This is a genomic window from Sandarakinorhabdus sp. (genome assembly GCF_040398645.1).
GTDB lineage: Bacteria > Pseudomonadota > Alphaproteobacteria > Sphingomonadales > Sphingomonadaceae > Sandarakinorhabdus.
In genome coordinates this window covers 42,670-66,353 of sequence record NZ_JBBATR010000007.1, presented here as the reverse complement: position 1 = coordinate 66,353, position 23,684 = coordinate 42,670, and the positions used below count along the sequence as shown (strand labels likewise).

The 23,684-nt window shown below is 63.7% G+C and carries 25 protein-coding genes; 9 read left to right on the top strand and 16 right to left on the bottom strand.

Annotation, left to right across the window (positions count from 1 at the left end; genetic code table 11):
- From rimM to ffh, 3 genes are all read right to left on the bottom strand, one after another.
- Positions 1–368: ribosome maturation factor RimM (rimM, locus tag ABWP50_RS03160; RefSeq protein ID WP_353216535.1), on the bottom strand; the 368-nt coding region annotated here is incomplete at its 3' end.
- 12 nt (positions 369–380) lie between these two features.
- On the bottom strand, positions 381–953 hold the full coding sequence (gene rpsP / locus ABWP50_RS03155; RefSeq protein ID WP_353216534.1) for a 30S ribosomal protein S16: 573 nt from the start codon (positions 951–953) through the stop codon (positions 381–383).
- A 43-nt stretch (positions 954–996) separates the two neighbouring features.
- Positions 997–2,502: a signal recognition particle protein gene (ffh, locus tag ABWP50_RS03150; RefSeq protein WP_353216533.1), complete on the bottom strand. Its 1,506-nt coding sequence runs from the start codon at positions 2,500–2,502 to the stop codon at positions 997–999.
- A gap of 349 nt (positions 2,503–2,851) precedes the next feature.
- On the opposite strand from ffh, the gene ABWP50_RS03145 reads away from it, so the two are divergent.
- Positions 2,852–5,089 carry an EAL domain-containing protein gene (locus ABWP50_RS03145; protein ID WP_353216532.1) on the top strand — a complete coding sequence of 746 codons (2,238 nt, stop codon included), beginning with the start codon at positions 2,852–2,854 and terminating at the stop codon, positions 5,087–5,089.
- Between the two features lie 6 nt (positions 5,090–5,095).
- Here the strand turns inward: ABWP50_RS03145 and ftsY are convergent, their stop codons facing one another.
- Genes ftsY through ABWP50_RS03115 form a run of 6 tightly spaced genes read right to left on the bottom strand, consistent with a single transcriptional unit; the run spans position 5,096 to position 8,848 of the window.
- Positions 5,096–6,007, bottom strand: coding sequence for a signal recognition particle-docking protein FtsY (gene ftsY, locus ABWP50_RS03140; RefSeq protein WP_353216531.1), 912 nt, complete (start codon positions 6,005–6,007; stop codon positions 5,096–5,098).
- Positions 6,004–6,813, bottom strand: coding sequence for a diaminopimelate epimerase (gene dapF, locus ABWP50_RS03135; protein ID WP_353216530.1), 810 nt, complete (start codon positions 6,811–6,813; stop codon positions 6,004–6,006). Before dapF ends, ftsY begins: the two co-directional genes overlap by 4 nt.
- A gap of 10 nt (positions 6,814–6,823) precedes the next feature.
- Positions 6,824–7,654, bottom strand: a complete 831-nt coding sequence (locus ABWP50_RS03130; protein ID WP_353216529.1) for a PhzF family phenazine biosynthesis protein — start codon at positions 7,652–7,654, stop codon at positions 6,824–6,826.
- Positions 7,654–8,241, bottom strand: a complete 588-nt coding sequence (gene pdxH, locus ABWP50_RS03125; protein WP_353216528.1) for a pyridoxamine 5'-phosphate oxidase — start codon at positions 8,239–8,241, stop codon at positions 7,654–7,656. The genes ABWP50_RS03130 and pdxH overlap by 1 nt, the downstream gene beginning before the upstream one ends.
- Before the next feature lie 47 nt (positions 8,242–8,288).
- Positions 8,289–8,603, bottom strand: coding sequence for a TraR/DksA family transcriptional regulator (locus ABWP50_RS03120; protein WP_353216527.1), 315 nt, complete (start codon positions 8,601–8,603; stop codon positions 8,289–8,291).
- The gene (locus ABWP50_RS03115; RefSeq protein WP_353216526.1) at positions 8,600–8,848 is read right to left on the bottom strand and encodes an HP1242/YdcH family protein; all 249 of its coding nucleotides are present in this window, start codon (positions 8,846–8,848) and stop codon (positions 8,600–8,602) included. Before ABWP50_RS03115 ends, ABWP50_RS03120 begins: the two co-directional genes overlap by 4 nt.
- A gap of 258 nt (positions 8,849–9,106) precedes the next feature.
- Here ABWP50_RS03115 and ABWP50_RS03110 point away from each other — a divergent pair, with 258 nt between their 5' ends.
- A complete protein-coding gene (locus ABWP50_RS03110) occupies positions 9,107–9,862 on the top strand; it encodes a MipA/OmpV family protein (protein ID WP_353216525.1) in 756 nt (251 codons plus the stop codon).
- Positions 9,863–9,921: 59 nt separating this feature from the next.
- Here ABWP50_RS03110 and uvrA read toward each other — a convergent pair whose 3' ends face one another.
- On the bottom strand, positions 9,922–12,858 hold the full coding sequence (uvrA, locus tag ABWP50_RS03105; RefSeq protein ID WP_353216524.1) for an excinuclease ABC subunit UvrA: 2,937 nt from the start codon (positions 12,856–12,858) through the stop codon (positions 9,922–9,924).
- 185 nt (positions 12,859–13,043) lie between these two features.
- Positions 13,044–13,451 (bottom strand): hypothetical protein, encoded by a 408-nt coding sequence (locus tag ABWP50_RS03100; RefSeq protein ID WP_353216523.1) that lies wholly within the window; start codon positions 13,449–13,451, stop codon positions 13,044–13,046.
- 21 nt (positions 13,452–13,472) lie between these two features.
- On the opposite strand from ABWP50_RS03100, the gene ABWP50_RS03095 reads away from it, so the two are divergent.
- On the top strand, positions 13,473–13,925 hold the full coding sequence (locus ABWP50_RS03095; protein WP_353216522.1) for a hypothetical protein: 453 nt from the start codon (positions 13,473–13,475) through the stop codon (positions 13,923–13,925).
- Positions 13,926–13,956: 31 nt separating this feature from the next.
- On the opposite strand, the gene ABWP50_RS03090 is transcribed toward ABWP50_RS03095, so the two are convergent.
- Positions 13,957–14,661 carry a response regulator transcription factor gene (locus ABWP50_RS03090; protein WP_353216521.1) on the bottom strand — a complete coding sequence of 235 codons (705 nt, stop codon included), beginning with the start codon at positions 14,659–14,661 and terminating at the stop codon, positions 13,957–13,959.
- Positions 14,662–15,023: 362 nt separating this feature from the next.
- On the opposite strand from ABWP50_RS03090, the gene ABWP50_RS03085 reads away from it, so the two are divergent.
- A complete protein-coding gene (locus ABWP50_RS03085; RefSeq protein ID WP_353216520.1) occupies positions 15,024–16,571 on the top strand; it encodes an acyl-CoA carboxylase subunit beta in 1,548 nt (515 codons plus the stop codon).
- A gap of 34 nt (positions 16,572–16,605) precedes the next feature.
- On the opposite strand, the gene ABWP50_RS03080 is transcribed toward ABWP50_RS03085, so the two are convergent.
- Both ABWP50_RS03080 and ABWP50_RS03075 read right to left on the bottom strand, forming a co-directional pair.
- Positions 16,606–16,899 carry an EF-hand domain-containing protein gene (locus ABWP50_RS03080; RefSeq protein WP_353216519.1) on the bottom strand — a complete coding sequence of 98 codons (294 nt, stop codon included), beginning with the start codon at positions 16,897–16,899 and terminating at the stop codon, positions 16,606–16,608.
- Between the two features lie 92 nt (positions 16,900–16,991).
- Positions 16,992–17,804: an NUDIX hydrolase gene (locus ABWP50_RS03075; RefSeq protein WP_353216518.1), complete on the bottom strand. Its 813-nt coding sequence runs from the start codon at positions 17,802–17,804 to the stop codon at positions 16,992–16,994.
- 104 nt (positions 17,805–17,908) lie between these two features.
- Between ABWP50_RS03075 and ispG the strand changes: the two genes are divergently transcribed.
- From ispG to ABWP50_RS03050, 5 genes are read left to right on the top strand one after another with little or no spacing between them, the layout of a single operon-like run.
- Entirely contained in the window at positions 17,909–19,057 is a 1,149-nt protein-coding gene (ispG, locus tag ABWP50_RS03070; RefSeq protein ID WP_353216517.1) for a flavodoxin-dependent (E)-4-hydroxy-3-methylbut-2-enyl-diphosphate synthase, read from the top strand.
- Positions 19,058–19,059: 2 nt separating this feature from the next.
- Positions 19,060–19,389: a hypothetical protein gene (locus ABWP50_RS03065; RefSeq protein ID WP_353216516.1), complete on the top strand. Its 330-nt coding sequence runs from the start codon at positions 19,060–19,062 to the stop codon at positions 19,387–19,389.
- Positions 19,389–19,580: a hypothetical protein gene (locus ABWP50_RS03060; RefSeq protein ID WP_353216515.1), complete on the top strand. Its 192-nt coding sequence runs from the start codon at positions 19,389–19,391 to the stop codon at positions 19,578–19,580. The genes ABWP50_RS03065 and ABWP50_RS03060 overlap by 1 nt, the downstream gene beginning before the upstream one ends.
- The gene (locus tag ABWP50_RS03055; RefSeq protein ID WP_353216551.1) at positions 19,580–20,050 is read left to right on the top strand and encodes a GNAT family N-acetyltransferase; all 471 of its coding nucleotides are present in this window, start codon (positions 19,580–19,582) and stop codon (positions 20,048–20,050) included. Before ABWP50_RS03060 ends, ABWP50_RS03055 begins: the two co-directional genes overlap by 1 nt.
- 12 nt (positions 20,051–20,062) lie before the next feature.
- Positions 20,063–21,463 carry an NAD(P)/FAD-dependent oxidoreductase gene (locus tag ABWP50_RS03050; RefSeq protein ID WP_353216514.1) on the top strand — a complete coding sequence of 467 codons (1,401 nt, stop codon included), beginning with the start codon at positions 20,063–20,065 and terminating at the stop codon, positions 21,461–21,463.
- 89 nt (positions 21,464–21,552) lie between these two features.
- Here ABWP50_RS03050 and ppa read toward each other — a convergent pair whose 3' ends face one another.
- Together ppa and ABWP50_RS03040 are read right to left on the bottom strand one after the other, a co-directional pair.
- Entirely contained in the window at positions 21,553–22,137 is a 585-nt protein-coding gene (ppa, locus tag ABWP50_RS03045; protein WP_353216513.1) for an inorganic diphosphatase, read from the bottom strand.
- Between the two features lie 95 nt (positions 22,138–22,232).
- The coding region (locus tag ABWP50_RS03040; protein ID WP_353216512.1) for a M61 family metallopeptidase at positions 22,233–23,684 on the bottom strand (1,452 nt) is incomplete at its 5' end.

The following is a 23,684-nucleotide window of genomic DNA, read 5'->3' as shown; positions in this document are numbered from 1 at the left end:
CCAAAATTCTCAATGGCTTGCACCCGGCCGATGGCGGTGCCGGTGTCGTCGGCGACCACGCGCCCAAGATAGTCAGCGACGTAATATTCGCCGTCTGCCAGCGGCGCCAACGCTTCGCGCACAACCGACAATTTCGTGCCGCGCAGCGCTTCGGCGGCATTGCGGTCTGTAACGCCCTCAAATCGCGCCACCGCCATGCCGGGTTTGTCGGCGCGAATGGCCAGCAAAACCAAGGCCCGCCCGCCCGCATCGAAGCGGGCGTGACGGGCCAGATTGTCATGGGTGTCGGTGAACAGCTTCAGCCGCACCTCGCCGCGAATGCCGTGCGCGCCGGCAACGGCCGCCAATACGATCAGATCGGCGGCCATGCCAGTGCCGCCTTATTCGGCGGTTTCGCCTTCGCCGGCAGCTTCTGGGGCGGCTTCGGCAGCGTCTGCCTCCGGAGCGGCTTCTGCAGCAGCTTCAGGGGCGGGTGCGGCGGCAGCGGCTTCGGCAGCAGCGGCGGCTTCAGCAGCAGCAGCAGCGGCGGCCTCAGCAGCTTCAGCTTCGGCAGCAGCAGCGGCTTCGGCGGCTTCAATTGCGGCGGCGGCGGCAGCAGCAGCGGCTTCGGCGGCCTCAGTAGCCTTTTGCGCGGCCGCTTCGATGCGTTCCTTGGCCTTGGCGCCCGGCAGGCCCTTGTTTGGGTTGGCGCGGACGGCGCGGGTGCGCAGGCCGGCGGCATCCAGGAAACGCGCAACACGGTCGGTCGGCTGCGCGCCAACGCCCAGCCAATAGGCAGCACGTTCGGTGTCCAGGGTCACGCGGGCATCGGAATCCTTGGGCAGCAGCGGGTTGTAGGTGCCGATCTTTTCCAGGAACTTGCCATCACGCGGCGAACGGCTGTCCGTCACCACGATGCGATAGATAGGACGCTTCTTCATGCCGCCGCGAGCGAGGCGAATTGCGATAGACATTGATTCTTCCTTCCAGTAATTTCAATTAAACAATGCGTTGCGGTTATTTCCTGCCGAACTTGTTGAAGCCGGGCGGCAGATTGCCCATGCCGGGGCGACCGAACATCCGGCCAACCGCCCCCATATCGATGGCGCCGCCGGGATTGTCCCCGCCGGCCGCCGGGTCCGGGCCGGCACCGGGCATGCCGCCGCCGCCAGCCCCGCCCAGGCCAGCCATCATTTTCATCATGCCCTTGATGCCGCCCATCTTCTTCAGGCGCTTCATGACATTGGCCATTTCCTGATGCATTTTCAGGATCTTGTTGACATCCTGCACCGTGGTGCCGGATCCCTTGGCAATGCGGATCTTGCGCTTGGCGGTCAGGATTTCCGGCTTGGCGCGTTCCTTGGGCGTCATGGACAGGATGATGGCTTCCATCCGGTCGAGCAGCTTGGGATTGACCCCGCCGCTGTCCATGGCCTTCTTGGCGGCGCCCATGCCCGGCATCATCGCTGCCAGGCCGGACAGGCCGCCCATTTTCTTCATCTGGCCAAGCTGTTGGCGCAAATCGTCCATGTCAAACTGGCCCTTGGCCAGCTTTTCGGCCATTTTTTCGGCCTGATCGGCTTCGAAATTGGCCGCAGCCTTTTCGACCAGGCCGACAATGTCACCCATGCCCAGAATGCGCCCGGCCACCCGGCGCGCATCGAACAATTCCAGTGCATCGATTTTTTCGCCGATGCCGGCAAAGCGGATCGGCGCGCCGGTGACGTGCCGCATCGACAGCGCCGCGCCGCCGCGGGCATCGCCGTCCATGCGCGTCAGGATCACACCGCTGATCGCCACCCGCGCCTTGAAGGCTTCGGCAACGGTCACGGCGTCCTGCCCGGTCAGGCTGTCGAGCACCAGCAGGATTTCATCGGGCGACGTTGCGCCGGCAATGGCGGCCATTTCGGCCATCAACGCTTCATCGACACCCAGACGCCCGGCGGTATCGAGCACCACGACATCAAAGCCTTGCAGGCGCGCCGCCTGGCGGGCGCGTTCGGCAATCTGCACCGGGGTTTGCCCGGCGATGATCGGCAGCGTGGCGATGTCGTTCTGCTCACCGAGCACGCGCAATTGTTCCTGGGCCGCCGGACGGGCGACGTCCAGGCTGGCCATCAGCACCTTCTTGCGTTCACGTGCCGCCAACCACACGGCCAGCTTGGCGCTGCTGGTGGTCTTGCCCGATCCCTGCAAGCCGACCATCATCACCACCGCTGGCGGCGTGACCGCAATCTTCAACGGCGCCGGTTCATCATTGCCGCCGAGCAGATCGACAAGGCAATCATTGACGATCTTGATGACCTGCTGGCCCGGCGTGACCGATTTGATCACCTCGGCGCCAATGGCGCGCGCGGTGGCATCATCGACGAACTGCTTGACCACCGGCAAGGCGACATCGGCCTCCAGCAGCGCCACGCGCACTTCGCGCATGGCGGCACGCACGTCGATCTCGGTCAGCGCGCCGCGGCCACGCAACCGATCGAAGATACCGCCAAGCCGTTCGGATAGACTGTCAAACAAAGGCCGTGGCCCCTAAAAAATTGCGCTTGCCTCCAAATGAAAACGCGCCGGCGGGCGAAAACTCGCTGGCCGGCGTGCATCCTCGGACGCGTGCCTTCCTGCGAAGGCGAAGGTCTCGTTAGGCCGGTGGCGGCGCTTGGTCAAGTCCGCTGCACAAGCGGGGGCAGCCTTGCCGAAGTTGCTGCGCAACAATGCCCCAATCAGCAACGCTATGGTCAGCCGGCTGTGATATGATATGAGGCACATGGTGACCGTCATTCCGCTTGGCAATTCAGATGGCGCGCCGCGCAAATCCTGGCTGCGCCGATGGCAGGACCGGTTGTTTGGACCGGAATTGCCGCCGCGATTGATGGCCGAATTCACGCAGGCACTGGGCGGTTATTACACGCCGTTTCTGATCGCCGCGCCGGGTGCATCGGCAGTCGGGATTGCAATTGCAGTCTCAGTTGGCACTGCTCTGGCAATTGGCTTTGCAGCGGTCGGGTTGGTTGGTGCGGCCTTTGTGTTGTTCGCTTGCCGCGAGGCCCAAAGGCCGCTTTCGGCGGGAAAACAGCCCTGGGTCGAGGCGCGCTATGTGCTGGGCGCCGTAATCTCTTCGGCCGGGCTGGGCGGCGTTTTGCTGTCCGTGCTGGCCGCCGATGCGCCCATGGTCGTGCAAACGATCGTTGTTATGATGGCGCTGGCAGTGGTGGGGATAGCCAACGGCAGCGGATCAGGACGCCCGAAAGTTGCTGCTGCCAAGGCCCTATGCCTCGGTGTGCCAATGGCCGCGGCCATCGCGGTGAAATGGCCGTGGCCGTGGGGGCCCGTGGCCGGGGCAGGCGTGCTGATTTACGGCATATTATGTATCATCATCGCGCGGCGCAGTTTTGACATCCAGATCGAATTGCTGCGGGCCCGAGAACGCAACCGGGCCGAGCGGGAACGGATGGAAGTAGCGGTCGCGCATATGAACCAGGCCATGGCCATCCTCGATGCCGATTTGCGTCTGCTGGTCATCAACCAGCGCGCCCTCGAGCTCTTGGGGCTGGAATCGCTTGATCTGGCTGTCGCGCCCGATTTCGCCGAATTGCTCGTCAGCGCGCCCAACATGGCCAATGCCGTGGGTGAACGCGACGAATTTCTGGCACGGGCGTCACTGCTGGCTGCTGCCCGCCAGCAGTTCAATACGGTTGTGCGGCTGAACGACAAGCGGATGATCGATCTTGAATTCGTGCCCGTTCCCGGTGGCGGCTGGGTCAGTGTGCTGCGCGACAACACCAGCGAAAACAACGCTATCGCCCAGCTGCAACAGGAATTGCGGCGCTGCCCGCTCACGGGCCTGCCCAACGGGCGCGCGCTTTTTGAAGAAGTTGAACGCCGGCTGGCCGATGGCAGACCCGTATGCCTGATGATGATCAATCTGGACGGCTTTGCGCTGGTGAATGATCAATTTGGCCATGCGATGGGTGATCGCATGCTCAGGCGGATCGGCTTTCGGCTGCGCACCGCGGACGGCGGGCTGTTTGCGGCCAAGCTCGCGGGTGACCGTTATGGCGTAATCGCCGATATCGCCGATGCTGGCGCGGCCGAGGCTTTGGGCCGGCGCTTGATCGCAACAGTTGATGCGCCGGCCCATTTCGATGAAGCGCAGGTGCAGGTTGGCGCGGCCGTGGGCTATGCCATGGCGCCGGCCGATGCCGGGCATGCCGAGCCGCTGTTGCGCGCCGCAAATCTGGCATTTGCGGCTGCCGAATCCCAGCGGGGCAGCGCGCTGTGCCGATTCCAGCCCAGCATGCTCGAACAATCGGTGCAAAATGCCGGCATCCAGGTGCGGGTGCGCGCGGCGCTGCGCGCTGGCAATATCGATGTTGCCTACCAGCCGATTGTCGAACTGGTGACGGCCAAGGTTCTGTCGGTCGAAGCGTTGGTGCGGTGGCCGAACGATGGCAGCGAGGCGATAACTGCCGAGACACTGGCGGCAATTGCCGATGCGCACGGGCAGGCGGGCCGCTTGCGCCAATTGGTGATGGCCAAGGCGACCAAGGCCGTTGCCGCGCTGCCCGGTGCGATCAATCTGTGGTTGAACGTGTCAGTGCTCGATTTGAAAGACGGGTCGATTGTTGATGATGTGGCCGCAGCCATGGCGGATGCCGGCCTGCCCATCAGCCGCCTGGTGCTGGAAATCACCGAAACTGCCCTGATGACCGATGTTGCGGCATGCGAACACACGCTCGATCGTTTGCGTGCGCTGGGCGCGCGGGTGGCCATGGATGATTTTGGCGCTGGCTTTTCCTCGCTCGATCGGCTCAGGCGCTTGCCGATCAATGCCTTGAAGATTTCGGGCTCGTTGTTGGCTGGCGCCGGTGATGATCCGATTGCAGGCCGGGTGTTCCGGTTGGCCGCAGGGCTTGGCCAGGTGATGAATTTGATTGTCGTTGCCGAAGGTGTCGAAACCAGCCGCGACCTGGACCTGGTTCGGTTTTGCGGCATCCAGCACGTCCAAGGATTTGCATTTTCGCCGCCGGTGGCTGCGGCCGAGTTGCCAGACGCGATTGCCCGCGCCGAAACGGCAGCGCACGCCGCGTCGCCTCAGGCCGCGCACTGAGGCGGATTATGTGATGCCGGCAATCGCCGCTGCAAAATCGCGCGCTGCAAACGGTTGCAGATCGTCCATGGCTTCACCCACGCCAATGGCATGAATGGGCAGCCCATAGGCTTCGGCGGCTGCCACCAGCATGCCGCCGCGCGCCGAACCGTCCAGCTTGGTCATCACCAGGCCGGTCACGCCGGCAACCTGGCGAAACACCTCGATCTGTGACAGCGCATTCTGGCCGGTGGTGGCGTCCAGCACCAGAATAACGTCATGCGGCGCGGCGGCATCCACCTTGCCGATCACGCGCTTCAGCTTGGCCAGTTCGTCCATCAGCCCGGCCTTGTTCTGCAGGCGGCCAGCGGTATCGATGATCAACACGTCGATACCCTCGGCCTGCGCGCGCGACACGGCTTCAAATGCCAGGCTGGCCGGATCGCCGCCCTGTTCGCCCGCCACGATGGGCACGCCCACACGCTCCGCCCATATCTGCAATTGCGCAATCGCGGCGGCCCGGAACGTGTCCGCCGCCGCCAGCATCACCTTGTGGCCATCCGCCTTGTACAGCCGGGCCAGCTTGGCGATGGTCGTGGTCTTGCCGCTGCCATTCACGCCCACCACCAGCACGACATGCGGGCGTTGGCTGATCAGCAATGGCAGTGCCACCGGTGCCAGCACCCGCTCCACTTCATCGGCAACCACTTCGCGAATACCGGCTTCGTCGATGCCCTTGGCGAATTTCTGGTCTGCCAGCCGGCTGCGGATGCGGCCCGCCACCGCCGGGCCGAGATCGGCGGCAATCAGGGCGTCTTCGATCTCGTCAAGCCGCGCATCGTCGAGCGGCAGCGTGCCGGTGGCCAGACCGGCGATATTGTCGGTCAATCGCCGCGTTGATTTCGCGAGTCCTTGCGTCAGGCGCCCCAGCCAGCTCATGCGAAACGCTCCAGATCCACCAGCCCGGTGAAGGCAACCACCGCCGGCCCGGACAGCAGCAGATGGCCGTCGTCCCGCTGCTCCACCAGCAGATCGCCGCCGGGCATGGACACGCGCACGCTGCGCCCGGCCAGCCCGCGCCGCTGCGCTGCCGCCGCCGCTGCCACCGCGCCAGTGCCGCAGGCCAGCGTGGCACCGGCGCCGCGTTCCCACACGCGCAGGATGAGATGATCCGTGGCCGCCACCTGGGCAATGCCGACATTCACACGCTGCGGAAACACCGGATCATGCTCAATCTCCGGCCCAATGCTGGCGAGCGGAACCGAAGCGGCATCATCCACAAAAAATACCACATGCGGATTGCCAACCGACAGCGCCGCCGGATGTTCGAGATCGCCCCACGCCAACGGCAATGACGCCGTGTCCATCGGATAGGCCAGCGGCACCGCATCCCATTCAAATCGCGGCCGGCCCATATCCACGGCGGCACCGCCCGGCACGGCATCGCTGGCCAGCAATCCGCCGGCTGTTTCAATGCGCTGCTGCCCGCCAAGCAGCGCCGCCGCAGCCCGGCTGCCATTGCCGCACGCGCCGACTTCGCTGCCATCGCTGTTCCAGAAGCGCAGCCGCACATCGGCCGTACTGCTGGGTTCGATCAGGATCAACTGGTCAAAACCAATGCCGGTGTGGCGGTTGGCCAGATTGCGCACTTGCCCCGCCGACAGCTGCACCGGCTGCTCGCGGGCATCCAGCACCAGGAAATCATTGCCCAGGCCGTGCATCTTGGTGAAGGAGCGATCCGCCATGCCGGCGGGGTTAGCCGGGAAGTGCCGTGTCCGGCAAGTCATACTCGCCGCGGATCACCGTCCGGGCCTGGCCGGTCAGGATCACGCTGCTGCCCGCCAACTGGCACGTCATCCGCCCGCCGCGCTGGCTGGCCTGCTCGGCGGTGAAGACGTTGCGGCCCAAGCGTGCCGCCCAGAACGGCGCCAGCACAGCGTGCGCCGAACCGGTCACCGGGTCTTCATCGATGCCGCACGCCGGCACAAACACCCGGCTCAAGATGTCGGTGGCTTCGCCTGGCGCGGTGGCAATCACCATCAAATCAATGTCCGGCGCCGCCAGCGCCTTCATTGCCTGAAAATCCGGACGCAGCGCGCGCACCTCATCGGGCGATTCGAACACAGCCACCAGATGATCATGCCCGCGCGCATGCACTTCAGCTGGCTGCGCACCCAAAGCTGCCGCCAAAGCTGCGCTGCCGGTCACGGCACGATCCACCGGCGCGGCCGGCAGCAGCAGATCATAGCCGGATTGCGCACGGGCCACCGCCAGCACACCAGCCCGGCGGGTTTGAAACCGCACTTCCGCCAAATCTTGCAGCGCCTCCAGCACGACATGCCCGCTGGCCAGCGTGGCGTGGCCGCACAATTCCACCTCGGTCTGCGGCGTGAACCAGCGCAATTCAAAATGTGCTGTGCCGGTTTCGCACGGCACCAGAAACGCGGTTTCGGAAAGATTGTTATCGGCGGCAATGCCCTGCAACACCGCATCGGGCAGCCAGTGCGGCACCATCATCACCGCCGCCGGATTGCCGGTGAACGGGCCGGCGGCAAAGGCATCAACCTGCACCAGCGAAATGCGCATCAGGGATACACCAGCCCGAATTGCCAGGAGTCGTCATCCCGCAAAAACACTTCGCGTTCATGCCAGCGGCCATCCCGCGCTAACCAAAATTCGATGCGCTGCGGTGTCACCCGCCAGCCGCTCCAGCGCGGCGGCCGCGGCACGTCGCCCGGAAAGCGCGCCGCCATTTCGGCAATGCGCGCGGCAAATGTCTCGCGGTCGGGCAGGGGCTGGCTTTGCAGGCTGGCCCATGCGCCCAATTGCGATTCGCGCGGGCGGGTGGCGAAATAGGCATCGGCTTCGTCGTCGGGCACCAGCGCGGCGTGCCCGCCGATGCGCACCTGGCGCTGCAGGGATTTCCAGTGGAAATTCAGGTGCACCTGGGCATTTGCGGCAATTTCGCTGCCCTTCTGGCTGTCCAGATTGGTGTAAAACACAAATCCGCGCTCGTCCCACGCCTTGAGCAGCACAACCCGCAGCGAGGGCGCGCCGTCCGGCGTGGCAGTGGCCAGCGCCATCGCATTGGGGTCGTTGATTTCGCTGGTTTCCGCGGCAGCAAGCCACTCACCAAAGCGAACAAACGGGGCGGCGTGCGGCTGCAATGTCATACCGCCCGGTTAGCCGCCGCCGCCGCCACTGTCACGCGCTGTCGGCTTCACGCCGCACAGTTGATGCATTGTGTCGCTGTGGGCAGCGCCGCCAGCCGCGCCGGCGCGATGTCGCAGCCGCAATTGCTGCATATGCCGTAAGTTCCGGCCTCGATCCGCGCCAGCGCCGCCAAGATATGCTCGGCCTCGTGGATCTGCTGCACTTCGCGGCCTTCGTCCGTGGCCAATTGCGCCAGATCGCTGGCCTGATCGGCAAATTTGGCTGGCAGGGCCTGGGTGGTGGCTTGCTCAAGCCGGGCAATATCGGCCTGCACCTCGGCCAGCCGCGCCCGCAGGCTGGTGGCAATGATATCCGTGTTCATGATGCGCTGTCCTCCACAATGGCGGCGATTTGATCGAGCACCGCCAGCCGCTCGCGTTTCAGTTGCTCGGCATGTTCGTCGGCCATGGCAGGGGCGATGCCGGTTTCGCTCCGCCGGATCTGATCGTCCAGCATGGCATAATGATCGGCCAGGCTGCGAAAATGTCGGTCGCTTTCCTTCAATTCGCGCAGGCGATCCGCTGCGTGCGGGAAAATATCGTGCAGATCTTGCGGCAAATGGCTCATTCGGGCCTCCCGGTTTTGGTGTTTGTCTGTCCAAGATGGGGGCGGGCTGGCAGGCTTAACACCGTGGCAATTGCGTATTGCGCCGGCCGGCGGGCAGGGGGACTGGCATTGCCTGCCTCACGCAATCGACCTATTTGTTGCACATTCGCAATCTGTATCGGGATTATGTTCATGGCGCGCACCGGCTGGCTTTTGCCACTGTCCCTTCTTTTGTCATCGCCGGGTTTGTCGCAGCAGGCAACAGCCCCGCCCGGGCAAATGCGCCCGCCGGTCTGGTCCATCGGTATCGGCATCGCGCCGGTCGTCGGGCCGGCCTGGCAGGGCAGCCGCGATACCGCACTGTCGATCTTTCCGGATTTGCGGCTGAACTACCGGGATGCGGTGTTTTTTTCCATTCCCGAGGGCCTTGGCTGGAATGCCCTCAACCGCCATGGCTGGAAAATCGGCCCGCTCGCCAAAATCCGCTTTGGCCGGCAAGAAGACACCGGCGGCTCGCCGTTCCTGATCAGCGGCGGCAGCACCGCGCTGCGCGGCATGGGTGATGTCAATGCCGCTGGCGAATTCGGCGGTTTTGCCCAAAAAAGCCTGGCGGCCGGCAAGCTGCGCCTGCGCGCCGAACTGCGCCAGGGCGCCGGCGGCCACAGCGGCGTGATTGCCGAAACAAGCGTCGGCTGGAACGACCGCAAGCCCGACACCAGCCTGCTGTGGAATCTGTCGCTGCGCGCCGTCTGGGCCGATAGCGAATACAGCAACACCTATTTCGGCGTTACCGCGGCCCAATCCCGCGCCGCCGGCCTGCCCGCCTTTCGCACCAGCAGCGGGCTGATGAGCGCCGGCGCCAACGCCACCCTGATCAAGCCCCTGGGCCGCATGGGCAGCAAAGGCGGCCTCACCCTGTTCACCAGCTATGACCGGCTGGGCGACACCGTGGCCGTATCGCCGCTGATCCGCCAGCGCGGGGACCGCAACCAGCTGACGGTCGGGCTGGGCTACGGGTTCAGGTTTGGCCTCTGAGCGGCAAAGCCGGAGGGTGCGGGGAGGAATTCCTGCTTGCCGGAAATTCGTTTTCTTGTTCAGGCCTTGGCTTTGCGGGGGCGACTCTTCACTCCGCTCGCCTTTGGCGAGTCGCTTTCTCCCGCTGAGGGGAGATGGGACATTAGAAGCGGCGCGAGATATTTGCCGGTCCAACTGGCTTCGCAGGCCGCCACTTGTTCGGGGGTGCCGGCGATGACCATCTGACCGCCCTTGTCGCCGCCGTCGGGGCCGAGATCGATGATGTGATCGGCGGTTTTGATGACATCGAGGTTGTGTTCGATCACCACGACGCTGTTGCCTTGATCGACGAGCGCGTGGAGCACTTCGAGGAGCTTGCGGACGTCATCGAAGTGGAGCCCGGTGGTGGGTTCATCGAGGATATAGAGCGTGTTGCCGGTGGCGCGGCGGGCGAGTTCCTTGGCGAGTTTCACGCGCTGTGCTTCGCCGCCGGACAGGGTGGTGGCTTGCTGGCCGATCTTGACATAGCCCAGGCCGACTTCGACGAGCATGGCGAGGCGTTCGCGGATCGGTGGGACGGCCTTGAAATATTCGACGCCGTCTTCGATGGTCATGTCCAGCACGTCGGCGATGCTCTTGCCCTTGAATTTCACTTCCAGGGTTTCGCGGTTGTAGCGTTGGCCGTGGCAGACATCGCAGGTGACATAGACGTCGGGCAGGAAGTGCATTTCGATCTTGATGAGCCCGTCGCCCGAACAAGCCTCGCACCGCCCGCCCTTGACGTTGAAGCTGAAACGGCCGGGCTTGTAGCCGCGGGCCAGGCTTTCGGGCAGGCCGGCGAACCAGTCGCGGATGTTGGTAAAGCATCCGGTGTAGGTGGCTGGGTTTGATCGCGGCGTGCGGCCGATCGGCGATTGATCGATGTCGATCACCTTGTCGAGATGCTGCAGGCCATCGATGCCATCGTGCGCGGCGGCGAGCAAGCGGGCGCCGTTCAGCTCACGGGCGGCGGCGTTGTAGAGCGTGTCGATGGTGAAGGTGGATTTGCCGCTGCCGCTGACCCCGGTGATGCAGGTGAAGGTGCCGAGCGGGATGGACGCGGTGACGCCGCGCAGATTGTTGCCGCGGGCATTCTTGACGGTGAGCTTCTTGCCGCTGCCCTTGCGGCGCTTGGCGGGCACCGGCACGCAGCGCCGGCCCGAGAGATAATCGCCGGTGATGCTGCCGGGTGCATCGAGGATATCCTGCAAGCTGCCAGCGGCCACGACATGGCCGCCGTGGACGCCGGCGCCGGGGCCCATATCGACGACATAGTCAGCGAGGCGGATGGCGTCCTCGTCATGCTCCACGACCAGCACTGTGTTGCCGAGATCGCGCAGGCGTTTGAGGGTAACGAGCAGGCGATCATTATCGCGCTGGTGCAGGCCGATTGACGGTTCATCAAGCACATAGAGCACGCCCGACAGGCCGGAGCCGATTTGCGAGGCGAGGCGGATGCGTTGGGATTCGCCGCCGGACAAGGTGCCGGATTTGCGATCGAGGTTGAGATAATCGAGGCCGACATTGTCAAGGAAACCAAGCCGTTCGGTGATTTCCTTGAGGATGCGGTCCCCGATGGCGCGTTGCTTGGGCGTGAGATGTTCAGCGACGCCCTGTGCCCAGCGCAGCGCCTGGCCGACCGGGCGGCGCACGGCGGTGGCGATGGTTTCGCCTGCGATTTTGACCGACAGGGCTTCGGGGCGCAGCCGATCGCCGTGGCAGACTTCGCACGGGGAGGGGGATTGGTAGCGTTCCAGATCCTCGCGGATCGAGGTGCTTTCGGTGTGCAGGCGTTTTTCAAGGTTGCGCACCACGCCTTCGAAGCTTTTGAGGACTTCATAGGCCTTGCGGCCATCTTCGAAACGCAGCGGGATGGCACGGGTGCCGGTGCCATACAGGACGGCGTGCACTGCTTCATCCGACAGATCGGACCATTTGTTTTTCAGGGTGAAGCCGTAGGCGCGGCCGACGCTGGCCAGGACTTGCAAATAATAGGGGGAGGGCGGGTTGGACTTGGCCCACGGGGCAACGGCGCCCTTTTCCAGCGTGAGCGCGTGGTTGGGCACGATCAGATCGGGATCGAAATGCTGTTTTTCACCAAGCCCGTCACAGGCCGGGCAGGCGCCCTGCGGCGCATTGAAGGAAAACAGCCGCGGTTCGATTTCGGAAATCGTGAAGCCAGAGACCGGGCAGGCGAATTTTTCAGAAAACAGGATGCGGGTTGGCGAGTCCTTGGCGTGCTCCGGCGCGTCGGCGGGCGCATCGGCCAATTCCACAATCGCCAGGCCTTCGGCCAATTTCAGCGCGGTTTCAAAGCTTTCGGCGAGACGGGATTCAAGGCCTTCCTTCACCGCCAGCCGGTCAACCACCACATCGATGTCGTGCTTGTATTTCTTGTCGAGCGCCGGGGCTTCTTCGATGGCGTGAAAATTGCCGTCGATCTTGACCCGCGTGAAGCCGTCTTTCTGCAGTGTGGCCAGTTCCTTGCGATATTCGCCCTTGCGGCCGCGCACGATGGGGGCGAGCAGATAGAGGCGCGTGCCTTCGGGCAGCGCCATCACACGGTCCACCATCTGGCTGACGGTTTGCGCGGTGATCGGCAGGCCGGTGGTGGGCGAATAGGGCACACCGACCCGCGCCCACAGCAGCCGCATGTAATCATAAATTTCGGTGACGGTGGCGACCGTTGAGCGCGGGTTCTTGCTGGTGGTTTTCTGCTCGATGCTGATGGCTGGCGACAGGCCTTCGATATGATCGACATCGGGCTTCGACATCATCTCAAGAAACTGGCGCGCATAGGCCGACAGCGATTCCACATAGCGGCGCTGGCCTTCGGCATAGATTGTATCGAATGCGAGCGAGGATTTGCCCGATCCAGACAGGCCGGTGATCACCGTGAGCGCATTTTTGGGCAGATCGACATCCACCCCCTTGAGATTATGTTCCCGCGCGCCGCGCACCTGGATATGGTTCAGCATCCTTCGTTCGTTCCATATTTGTTCGAATTGTGCAAGCCGCTTGCACCATAGGCGGTTAAGACTGGGCGGGTGCAACGGCAAGCGCGGCTGTGTCGCGGGCGGGCCATGGGCAATGGCCGCACCAGCATCTGCCGGCGCGGCCCATGGCCTATTAGGAAATGATGGAGTTTTGTTTATTCAGTCGGTTAGGACAGGTTTGACCGGCGCCAACGGGCTTCAAGCCAGGTGCCAATCATCAAGGAGGCGATGACCGCATAAGACCAGAAGATCAATCCCACGGCGTAAGCCCATGCAAAATCGCCAGTCTCGGTCATGCTGGCAACATGGACCATCGTGCCGATCAGTTGGAATGCGGTGGCATAGAGTGGCCAGAACCGATCGCTGGTCAGTGCAAGCGTAACCAATCCAGCCAGCAGGGCGACATCCACGACGAGCACGTCGAGCTGGGTGTCGCCATATTGGCTGTCGAGCAGCCAGGTCAGAAATGTCGCGGCGACGAAGGCCGCAGCGGTAAGCCGTTCATCGCGGCCACCCCAGACAATCGAGACAGCGACGGACGCAAACAAGATCAACAGGCTAAAAAATCCAAGCATCGGCTTTCCCCCCCAAAAAGGTTGAAGCCGGCACTGTCAGTGCCGGCCCAACCTTCTTTGAAATATCGCGCTCGATCAGGCAGCGATGGTGAACCGTGGGGCAGGGGCTGCGTCTGTGTGATATGCATGATCAGGGCAAGGGCCCAGGAAATTCACGGCATCAAGACCAACCTTGGTCTGCGCCTGACGCAGCGCGGCGTGGGTGGCAATGATGCTGCCGCGCGCTTCGATGAGCTGCTGGCAGGTCTGCATCGTGCTGATCAGGGCATCCTGGCCGATGCATGCCGCGATATTGGCTTCCTGGCGGGCCATCGGCATCACGGCTGCCAACTGGGCAACGGCTGCAACGGCGGCATCTATGGCGGCTTCGGCAGCGAAAAGCTGTTCGGCAATTTTGTTGGCGGCGAGGCGGCGTTCTTTCAACATGGCACATTCCTTGGGTTGCCGGCGCAGGGTTGCGGCCGGGGCGGTTGACATCCTTCCGGACGTCAGTCGTCCGGAAGTGCTAAATCAGGGACTTGAGCGCAGCGAAGGCAGCAAGCACGCCGCCAAACGTCATGGCCGATCCAAAGGCGATGAACATGATCCAGCCGAGCCGGTGTCCAATCGCAAGTTCATTTTTCGCGCCCCATGGTTTGGTTGCAAGGAAAGGCCGGGCATTGTCGCCAGGGTCGGGGGCTGCAACACCCGGCCATTCCGTTGCAATCGTGGACCCGAAGGTCACATTGCCTGTCGGTGCGCCGGGCTGGGCGAGGAAGCCGCCAGATGGACCAACACCCGGTTTGAACTGCATCTGGTGCGCTGCCGTTGCGAGAGGTCCGGGTTCCAACAAATTGGGGTCGTTGAGCCGGGGTGGCAGTGCACCGGGATTGGTTGAAACCGGTTCCTGCTGTTCGCCGGTCGGGCCAGAATCCTCAAGCTCCGGTGCCTGATATATCAATGCTTGATAGTCTGCCGATGCGGCGCTCGCTGCCATCCCACCTTCGACCGCCACAAGCATGCGCGCTGCTTCGATGCGGTTTTGCACCTCCAGCTTGCGGATGGCGTTGCGCAACCGCATGTCCACCGCGTGATGCGAGACATGCAGCTGGCGCGCAATATCCTTGGAGGTCATATGCTGGAACACCAGGCGCAGGCAGTCACGTTCGCCTTGGGTCAACAGGCTCACGCGCGGACGGCGCGGATCTTCGGGATTCAACTGTGTGATCACAGTAGCACACGTGGCTTGAGCCATGACAAAGTCAAGCGCTGGCACGCCATCGGCGGCAGAGATTCCTCGCGAAGACCCACTCAACATCGCCGCGACCCCATGCGACCCCAATGAGTGCCAAACCTTCAACGATTTTGCCGGTTTTTTCAAGCGTTTCCCTTGCGCATCTTCTTGACACGCAAATCGCTTCCCGCAATTGCCGTGCAGGTTGAACGGCGCACCCGGCGCAGTCTGGCCAGCAGCGCGGCACGCTACCCGGAAAAACTACCGTGTGATCGAACGACATCAGGGCTATTCGCTTAGGTAATCCCCTGTCACATTGTGTTTTTAAGTTGTGCAACGTGCCGGCCAGGGATGCAGATATGGGTTGGGAGCAGGAAATAGCTGAACTGCGCCGCCGACAACATGCGGCGCACGCAATGGGCGGGCCGGAAAAACTGGCGCGACAACATGGCCATGGCAAGCTGAATGCCCGTGAACGGCTGGCGGCCCTGATCGACCCCGGCAGTTTCCGCGAAATCGGTGAGCTGGCCGGTTTTGCCGCCTATGATTCGGATGGGGCAATGACCGGTTTCCAGCCGTCAAATTTCCTGTTCGGCTTGGCCAGCATTGCCGGCCGGCCCGTGGTGGCCAGCGCTGATGATTTCACCGTGCGCGGCGGCGCTGCCGATGCCAGCCTGCACCGCAAGCTGGTCGATGCCGAGCGCCTGGCCAGCGAATATCGATTGCCATTGGTGCGCATGATTGAAGGCACCGGCGGCGGCGGCAGCGTGCGCACCCTGGAAAAGGCCGGATACACCTATATCCCCGAAATCCCCGGCTGGGAGCATATGACCGCCAATCTGTCGAAGCTGCCGGTGGTGGCGATGGGGCTGGGGCCAGTGGCCGGGCTGGGCGCCGGGCGCATGGTGATGGCGCATTATTCCTTGCTGGTGGACGGCCTGGCGCAGATGTTTGTGGCCGGCCCGCCGGTGGTTGCCGCCGCCGGTGAGCATCGCACCAAGGAAGAATTGGGCGGCGCCGCCATTCATGCCGGCAATGGCGCCGTGGATGACCGGGTCGGCAGCGAAGCCGAAGCGTTTTTGCGGACACGGTGGTTCCTGTCTTATTTGCCGTCATCGGTGCATGAACTGCCGGCGCGCGTGCCAACCACAGACCCGGTGGAGCGGCGATCGGACTGGTTGATCGATGCGGTGCCGCGCGATCCGCGCCGGCTGTATCCGGTGCGTCCGATTGTGGAAACACTGGTCGATGCCGGCAGCTGGTTTGAAATCGGCCGGGAATGGGGCACCGGCGTCGTCACTGGTCTCGCTCGGCTGGATGGCTGGCCGATGGCGATCATCGCCTCCAACCCCGAATGCCTGGGCGGTTTGTGGACGGCCGCCACCGCCCGCAAGGTGGAGCGCATGGTCGATCTGGCCGACACTTTCCATCTGCCGCTGGTGCAAATGGTCGACAATCCGGGATTTCTGATTGGCCGCCGCGCCGAGGAGGAAGCCACCATCCGCTGGGGATCACGCGCGCTGGCGGCTATCTATCAAGCATCGGTGCCGTGGTGCTGCGTGGTGATGCGCAAGGCCTACGGCATGGCGGGCAGCGGGCATGCGCCGGCGGATCGCTTTCGCTGGCGATTGGCCTGGCCATCGGGCGATTGGGGCAGCCTGCCCATCGCGGGCGGGCTGGAAGCCGCCTACCGCGCCGAACTGGCGGCGGCAGATGACCCTGCGGCGCGCATGGCCGAGATCAAGGCCAGCCTCGATCAAGTGCGGTCACCGTTTCGCACTGCCGAGCATTATGGTGTGGAGGCGATCATCGATCCGCGCGACACCCGCGCCGAATTGTGCCGGTTTGCAGCGATGGCGCAGCGCGCGCTGCAACCGGGGGCCAAATCGCGCGGGCTGCGGCCATAGGCGCATCGTCAGCCGCGCAGCTTGTTCAGGTGGCTTATTCCGGGGGCGGGGCCATGCCCATGGCGCGCATGCGCTTCATGCCTTCGGTCAATTCCGCCCGGCTGACAAAGCCGTCCTTGTCGCCGTCAAGCAGGCCAAATCCCATTTCGCGGCGGCCAGCGGCCAGCCATTCGTCCTTACTCCATTTGCCGTCCTTGTTGGCATCGGCCGCCATCAGGCGTTGGCCAGCGCCGGACTGTGCGGCAGGTGCAGGGGCAGGTGGCGGCGATTGCGCAGCGGCCGCACTGGCGAGTGCAGCGGCGATCAAGGCTGGAACGAACAGTCGCATGGCATTCTCCATCGGCATCACATCATCAGCCTAGCAACGTTCATGCCGGGCGCAATCCCTCGCCGCCCATCCGCGCCGGTCATTCGGGGCGGTCATTCGCGGCGTTGATTGGCCAAGCGGTCGCGGGTGATCGGATAATCCAGGCCTTCGCTGATGGTCAGCCAGTCTTCGCCGTCGATGCGTTCGAATGCGGGTTGCACATAGGGTGCGGGGCGTGCGGCGCAGGCATCAAACAGCGCCGCCATGGTGAAATATTGCGCCAGCCGGTGCATGTTGCACCAGGTTGGGAAGACCATGGCGGCCCGGCCATCGGCATAATCGGCCAGCGCCTGCGCCGCGCTGGTCCAGCGCAGCGCCTTGGCTTCGAAGCCATCAGGCGCGATGGCGGCGCTGGCGCTGCGGCCGGCGTCGGCCAGATAGAATCGCGTGTCAAAACGGCGAACGATCGCGACGGCAGCGGGCGGTTCCCAGCGGGCGAACGGAATGAACCGCGCCGCGTCCACCTTGTGGCCCATGGCGGCCAGCATGTGGGCAAATCCGGCCGATTCGTCGGCATCTGGCCCGCTGGCCAGGGCGTGGCGGGCTGCGGCCAGCGCATCGGCATCGGGAACCGGGCCTTCGGTGAGCAGCACACCGGTTTCCTCCAAGGCTTCGCGTGCGCAAGCCACCCGCGCTGCCGCATCGGCATCGGCCAGTTCGGCAAAGCCGCTTGCCAGCTGCGGGTTGCGGGCGATGGCGATATCGCCGGCATCGACGCGGCCGCCGGGAAACACCAAGGCGCCGCCGGCAAAGGCCAATTGCTCGCCGCGCTGCACCAGCAGGATTTCGGGCACGCCATCGGGCCCGGCGCGTGCCAGTATGACCGTGGCTGCGGCAATTGAAACGGGTTTTGCGGCGTCTGTCATGATGATCCTCGATAGGCCGTGTCTTGCATGGTTGCACCCCTGTGCTATCGGGCAGGGCAGAGCAGGCAGCCGGGCAGGGGCCGTTGGTGCAGGAGCAGATTGGCATGAGCGTGCGTCCATGGCGTGACATCGTCCGCCGCAAAAGCCGGCAAATCATGGTGGGCAAGGTGCCAGTGGGCGGCGATGCGCCCATTGCCGTACAAACCATGACCAACACGCCCACCGAAGATGCGCTGGCGACGATCGAGCAGATTCGCGCCTGCGAAGACGTGGGCGCCGATATCATCCGCGTTAGCTGCCCAACCAAGGAAGCCACCGCCGCGTTCCGCCAGATCACCCGCGCCGCCAAGGTGCCGATCGTGGCGGATATCCATTTCCACTATAAACGCGCCCTCGAAGCGGCTGACGCTGGCGCGGCCTGCCTGCGCATCAATCCCGGCAACATCGGCAGCCGGCAGCGCATCCGCGAAGTGGTCAATGCCGCCAAGGCCAATGGCTGCGCCATCCGCATCGGGGTGAACGCCGGCAGCCTGGAAAAGCATTTGCTCGACAAATATGGCGAGCCTTGCCCGGAGGCGCTGGTGGAAAGCGCCCTTGAGCATATGAAATATCTGCAGGACGAGGATTTCCACGAATTCAAGATCAGCGTGAAGGCCAGCGACGTGTTTCTGGCGGTCGCGGCATACAACGGCCTGGCGGACGTGTGTGATTATCCGTTGCACCTGGGCATTACCGAAGCTGGCGGGCTGATCGGCGGCACGGTCAAATCCTCCATCGGCATGGGCATGTTGCTGTGGGCCGGCGTGGGTGACACGATCCGGGTTTCGCTGTCGGCCGATCCGGTCGAGGAGGTGAAGGTGGGCTATCATATATTGAAATCGCTGGGCATCCGGGCGCGCGGCGTGAAGATCATTTCCTGCCCATCTTGTGCCCGGCAAGGCTTTGATGTGGTGCGCACCGTTGAAGCGCTGGAAACGCGGCTGGCACACATCACCACGCCGCTGTCGCTGTCGGTGCTGGGCTGCGTGGTCAATGGCCCCGGCGAAGCGCGCGAGACCGATATCGGGCTGACCGGCGGCGGCAATGGCCGGCACGCGGTGTTCCTGTCCGGCATCTCCGATCATGTGATCAGCAGCGAAGCGATGCTGGAGCATATCGTCGGGCTGGTGGAGGCCAAGGCGGCCGAAATCGACGCCATCAACGAGGCCGCAGCAGCGGCAGCGTTGATCGCCGCGCCTGTCGCTGCTGCATAAACATGCATGGCGGCCCGCCGCGCCCGCGCCGGACCGAGGAACCGGTGCGCCAGCAGGCCGTGGCCGCCGGCTATGGCACGGCGACATGGTGTTTTGGCCTGGGCGGCGCGGCGGTGCTCGCCGAACTGGTCAGCCTCGGCTTCAGCATTGATCGCCTGCTGTGGATTGCCGGCCTGACCGGCGCGGCGGCATCGGCCTGGCTGCTGAAGCGGCTGTGGCTGCCGGACCGGGTCGACCGCGGGCCGCGCTTCTGGCTGTTTGCGCTGCCCTCGGTTGCGCTGGCGTTTTTCAGCGTGATGTGGATGTTCCGCGCGCTGGGGCGGCTGCTGTGATGCACAACATGGTTTCGGTGCTGCTGTGGCTGTTGGTGGGCGCGGCCAAGACCATGGCGCTGATCCTGTTGCTCACTGCGCCGCAAACATATTGGTTCGATGCGCTGGCTTGGCTGCTTTTGGCGTTTGGGCTGGTTGCGGCGGCGCTGCTGTGGCGTGCCAGGCTGGCGCGACTTGGAGACAGTGCTTGATTGTTCGTTCCGCAACGCCAGCCGACGTGCCGCAGATTCTGCAATTCGCCAAAGATCTGGCTGCCTATGAACGCGAACCCGAAGCGGTCACGGCGAGCGAGGCCGATATCCATGCCGGGCTGTTCGGTCCAGACAAGCTCGTCGAGGCGCTGATTGCCGACGAGGATGGCGCTTCGCTGGGCTTTGCCATTTTCTACCGCACCTTTTCCACCTGGACCGGAAAACCGGGGTTCTGGCTGGATGATCTCTATGTCCGGCCCGAAGCACGCGGCGGCGGGGCTGGCAAGGCGCTGCTCACCGCCATTGCCGCCCTGGCCGAGGCACGCGGCTATGCAAGGTTTGAATGGTGGGTGCTCGATTGGAACGCGCCATCGATTGGCTTTTATAAGAAGCTCGGTGCCAAGCCGATGGATGAATGGACGGTCTATCGCCTTGATGGCGAGGCACTCAAGACCGTCGCGCAAGGCTGACAGGAACCCGAGATGACGCGCATCGAGACCGACTATCTGCTCATCGGCGCCGGCGCGATGGGGCTGGCCTTTGCCGATACGTTGCTCACCGAATTGCCTGAGGCAACCCTCACCATTGTCGATCGCCATGGCAAGCCTGGCGGCCATTGGAACGACGCCTACCCGTTCGTGACTCTGCATCAGCCATCTTCATTTTATGGCGTTGCCTCCATGCCGCTGGGCGCGGGGCGGATCGACACGCACGGCAGCAACGCCGGTATGGAGGAGCTGGCGTCCGGGCCGGAGGTGAGCAGCTATTATGATGCGGTGATGCGCCGGCAGCTGCTGCCCACGGGGCGGGTGCGCTATTTCCCGATGAGCGATTATCGCGGCAATGGCAGCATCGTGTCGCTGATTTCGGGGCAGGAAACGCACGCCGCCATAGCGCGCAAGACGATCGATTCGACCTATCTGGCCAGCAGCGTGCCATCGACCCACGTACGCAAATTTGCCGTGGCCGATGGCGTGCGGATCATGCCGCCAAATGGCTTGCCCAATTTGTGGCAGGCGCCGGATGCCATGCCCCGGCATTTCACCGTGCTGGGCGCTGGCAAGACGGCGATGGACACGCTGATCTGGCTGCTGAATGCCGGGGCCACGCCGGACATGATTACCTGGGTGGCGCCGCGTGCATCGTGGTTCTTCAATCGCCGCTGCGTGCAGCCGGGCATCGATTTTTTTGCAGACACGATCGGCGGCCAGCTGAACCGCATCAAGGCCGAGGCAGCCGCAACCGACGCCATGGACTTGTTTTTGCGCATGGAAGCCTACGGTTTCATGCTGCGCATCGATCGCAGCATCAATCCGACGATGTTCCATTATGCGATATGCTCCGAAGCCGAAATCGCCATCCTGCAGCGCATCACCGATGTAGTGCGAATGGGCCGGGTGCAGGCGCTGGAGGATGAGCAAATGGTGCTGGAGCAGGGGACGCGCGCCACACCGCCGGGCACATTGTTCATCGATTGCACCGCATCCGCCGTGGAGCGCCGGCCGCCGGTACCGGTGTTTCAGCCGGGCCTTATCGTGCCGCAGATGATCCGCCTGCCGCAACCGGCCTTCAGCGCGGCCATGATCGCCTGGATCGAAGCGCATATCGAAGGCGAGGCTGCGCAAAACGCGCTGACCATGGCGGTGCCGCTGCCCGACGGGATCGAGGATTACCCGCGCGCCAGCCTCGTCAACATGTTCAACCAGGGCCTGTGGGGGCAAAACCCCGCGCTTTCGAAATGGATTCACGATTGCCGGCTCGATGGCTTTGGCAAGACGATCAGCGCCGTCCGCCCCGACGACACGGCGCTGATTGCCATCCTGAAACAATTTGGCCCGGCAGCTATGGCGGCAATGGCCAATCTGCAGAAGCTGATGGTGTAGAACAAAATCTGCTGCCAGGCGCCGCCCGGCAGGTACAAAAAAGGCGGCCCGTACCGGCCGCCTTTTTCATGAACTCTGCGGCCTGCTTATCAGCCGCGCGGTGCACCCGGATGGAGCTTGTGCTCCACCGTCAATATGCCGGCCTTTTCAGCTTCGTAGCGCTCGATGGATTCCAACACCAGCCGCTCGGCCGTGGCGCGGCCTTCAAAGCCTTGGCACTTAACCCACTTGCCGGGTTCCAGATCCTTGTAATGGGTGAAGAAATGCTCGATCTGATCGAGGACGATCTTGGGCAGATCGGTATATTCCACCACATCGTCATAATAGGGGTGAACCTTGGTGACGCTGACGCAGATCAGCTTCACATCGCCGCCGCCATCATCTTCCATCATCAGCACGCCCACCGGGCGCACGCGCGCAATCGATCCGGGGATGAACGGCGTGCGCGCCACGATCAGCGCATCGATCGGATCGCCGTCTTCGGCCAGCGTGTGCGGCACAAAGCCATAATTGCACGGATAGCGCATCGGCGTGTGCAGAATGCGATCGACGAACAGCGCGCCTGACGCCTTGTCCAGCTCATACTTCACCGGTTCGCCGCCCATCGGGCATTCGACCACCACGTTGAGATCGTGTGGCGGGGCAACGCCGATCGGAATGGCATCAATACGCATGATCTTGAATCTCCTGTTTTGTCGTTGGCGAAGTAAGGGGCTGCGGCCGATGAGTCCATGCCCCATTGGGGCAACACACCGACAAGGCACAGTCGCTATTTGCGCGCAGCAAGCAGTCGTTCCAGCCCGGACGGTGTTTTGGTGTCCGCCGGCGCGATGCGGTCCAGCCGCGGATAGCGAAGGCCGCCAGCCCAAGCCCAATTGCGGGTTTCAATCCGGTCGGATGTGCGGACGGTCAGGCGGATCGCCGCCTTTTCGTCCTTCGCAGCCGTGATCGCGGCCTTCATCACATCATCGCTGTACGGAATTTCGTTCACGGCCAGCAGCGTATCGCCCACCGCCAAGCCAGCATCAAACGCCGGCGTGTTCCACACCACGGCATTCACCCGGCCCGCCGCGCCGATCACCAGCCCGCCCGAGAAGCTGAGGTTCAGGCTGCCGCTGTTGGCATCGGTAAAGGCCGGCGTCGGCTTGTCGCTGTAAGCCAGCCGCCAGCCCGACAGCTCAAGCCCGTTCAGCGGGGCGCCGGCCGCTTTTTCGGTAAGGCGGCGCGACAACAGCCCGGCCCAATCATAGGGCTGCACCGCCTGCAATTCAGCGATCAGGCTGGCCATGTCATAGGGCTTCACGCCCCAATCGCCGTCGCCGGTGCCGAAAAAGCGGCGGGCAAAATCATCCAGGCTGCGCTTGCCACTGCTTTCGCGGCGGATAATGGCATCGGCCTCCAGCCAGATCAGCAGGCCTTCGTTGTAATAATCCTCGCTGCGCTGATAGCTCACCCAGCCCTTGGGCAGGCGCGGCGTGATCAGCGGATCGTTGGTGGTATCGTCCAGGCTGCGCCAGCTGCGCGCCGGGCGATTGTCCAGATTGGCCGCGATGATGGCGATTTCCTGCAGCGTGTCCTCCAGGCTGATCAAGCCGGAGCGCGCTTGCAGCACATAGCCCCAGAATTGCGTCTGGCCTTCATACACCCACAGCAGCGAATTGCGCATCGGGGTGCGGAAATCCGGTGTGACCAGATCGGCGCCGCGGCGATGCTTGCCATTCCAGCTGTGGGTGAATTCATGCGGCAACAGCCCGCGCGAGCCGGGGCCCCCCTTTCCATTAACAACGTCCCAAGCGGTGAAATAGCCGGTATCAACGCCGTTTTCACTGCTGCGGTGATGTTCCAGGCCGATGCCGCCCATTTTCTCGGTCAATGCCAGCAGCAGATCATAATGATCAAACTGGCTGGTACCAAACAGGCTGATCGCTTGAGTGATCAGATTGCGATGTTTTTCAATCTGTTCCGGGGTGGCCTTGAGAAAGCGTGCATCATCGGCCACCACATTCAGCGTGACATTGCGGCCCAGATCCCATTTCGCAAAATGCCGCCCGGCAAAGAATGGGCTGTCCACCAAGGTTTCATAATCGACCGTTTGATAGGCCACTCTGTTGCCGGAGCGGCCGGCCTCCCGCAGCGCGCCGGCCGCCTGCCAGCCCGCCGGCCAAGTCACGGTCAGCGCCACCGGGATTTGCCGGGTGAACCAGCCGGCCGGATAGAGCGA